The following is a 2,176-nucleotide window of genomic DNA, read 5'->3' as shown; positions in this document are numbered from 1 at the left end:
GATAGTATCTGTATACACCTTTTATTATGAGAAATGATGATTTGGATGTTGTAAATTGCGGTATACAGTCAGTAACTATATAGGTCGACAATAAAAGAATATTTATAAACTGTTTCTTAATGTTTCTTCATAAAATAATTACGATAAGACTCTAGAATGTACATATGGATACACTGAAGGCTATATGTTGATTTTCTGTTTTTGGAGAATATAAGCAAGGATAAAGAGTAATATTAGTTTGGAAGTTCAATTCATCATTAAACTTGGATAGCTAGAGCAGAAACATATGTAAATCGTAAAGAGAAGATTCTTCTACCTAAAGAACTGGAGCTGGTAGAAAGGCGCCAGATGATATAATTCTCAATAAAATTATCTCTATATGTACATGTAAAGGCAATTGCTGGCAGGCTGAGAAATATTAGTCCCTGTATATGCAGGTGTTATGGCAGTGAGTTGCGGAAAATTTGTGACTCCTTGTACAAAATCTTTCATCTGCATCGTTTTTTACGAACCGTTTCCACTAGCATCGCTGGTCAGGAAATAATCGTTCGATTGTGAGCCATCGACCAGTTTGAACTTCTCTCTCAGTTTGAGAATTTTACCAGGTGATGTCGTGCCAATACCTATCTGACTGTTCAGACTTACCAAATGTCATCATCCGTTCCGTTTGTGCCTGCTACATTTATATCTCCCTTAGGGTCGATGTGCAAAATTCCCAATGGAGTCTTGGTATTTATTCCTACTTAGACTTGTGATAAGCCACTGAAAAGTAGCACCATTATGAATAAAATACTTTTCTTCATAATTAATATTAATTAGTGTAGTTTAAAAACGATGTAGGCTGAGATGTAAACAATTTATAGTTGTATTAATTTTTTTGAGCTATAGCTATTTGTTGATAAAAAAATAAAATTGTCTATTTAATAATTAATAAGAGAGGATTTTATTTTCACAAAAATAGAAGTTGAATGTAGATATTGGGTTTCTATTTTTATCTAAAAAAGTTGATAGAAACTTAATAATAGGTTGTCTATAATAGTATGTGTCTGTAAAATGTAGAATATGTTTTTAATATTAGATTCTATTAAATTATTTAGTTGTTATTTTTTTGATAGTTTATTGTTTTTCTTTTTTTTGAATCTAAAAAGCCTGTAATGTGCTCTTTGTTATGTTTTTTTAGTTGTGAATAAACTGAAATATCCACTTTCCTAATATATTTTGTGTATAGTTTCAAATTTATTTTGATTAGATGATTTTTATAAATTATCTATTACACTAGCTAAATTACTTTAAACAATTAAGTAAAAACAACGATTATGGTTATAAACAGGTTTTACGCACTATTATTATTTACTGTTTTGAGTATAAGTCTAATTAATGCTCAAGTTGAAATAAATACAGAAAATCCCAAGGTTATTTGGGATGTGGTGTCAGCGAGTTTGGATGGAAGTACACGGAAAGTATAATGGCTCTCATAACGCTAGGTCAATTACTATTGGAAGATGCCATAAATCTGGCGGATCAAACAGGAGCAATAGTCTATGTGACAAACATACTTGGTTCTACGACTGCTAAAACTCAGAAAGTGACAATGATTGGGTATTATTATTTTGACGGACTTATCAGCTATTAAACACTAACCTTGCTTCTCGATTCTTTTATATGCCATCGGTTCCCTTTGATACAAATGTTGATGCGACAGGACAGATTAAAGATTTGTATAATTGTGTTATAACAATTTACTGGTACATCAGCTAATTTTGCAAAGAGTACGAGTGCGCTGGAACAATTACCTTATGTTCCAGTTGTTACCGATTATATTATTATATAACAGATTATGATAATCGTGTGAACTTTATTAATTGATTGTTATTGGAAGGAAAATATATTTATATGTATTGTAAGGTACAAGAGGTAATGAATATCTTGAGAATAAAAGTCTAAATTATGAGTCTTTTTTTGTTTTTTTTTCAGTTGTGTGTCAATCTGAGGTTGTGTGTCCTTTTTATGTTGATTATATTGACATAGATGTATGTGTTATTGACATAATTATTAAAGAATAAGATTTTTATTATTCTTTAATTTGTGATGAAATAATTAATCATTAATAGTTTTTAATAATATTAAAATTATTGATAATCTTACTCTACATCGTAATAGTATACATAATAAAAGT

The 2,176-nt window shown here is 29.5% G+C and carries 2 protein-coding genes; one reads left to right on the top strand and one right to left on the bottom strand.

Annotated features, from left to right (window positions below; all coding sequences use genetic code 11):
- Positions 1-504: 504 nt before the first annotated feature.
- Entirely contained in the window at positions 505-648 is a 144-nt protein-coding gene (locus HGC4_RS18615) for a hypothetical protein (RefSeq protein ID WP_157258168.1), read from the bottom strand.
- 769 nt (positions 649-1,417) lie between these two features.
- Here HGC4_RS18615 and HGC4_RS18610 point away from each other — a divergent pair.
- A complete protein-coding gene (locus HGC4_RS18610; protein ID WP_157258166.1) occupies positions 1,418-1,633 on the top strand; it encodes a hypothetical protein in 216 nt (71 codons plus the stop codon).
- Positions 1,634-2,176 lie beyond the last annotated feature (543 nt).

Origin of the sequence: Dysgonomonas sp. HGC4, assembly GCF_001261715.1 — a bacterium.
Lineage (GTDB): Bacteria > Bacteroidota > Bacteroidia > Bacteroidales > Dysgonomonadaceae > Dysgonomonas_A.
The sequence above is the reverse complement of the archived record's forward strand: the minus strand, read 5'-3'. Positions and strand labels throughout refer to the sequence as shown.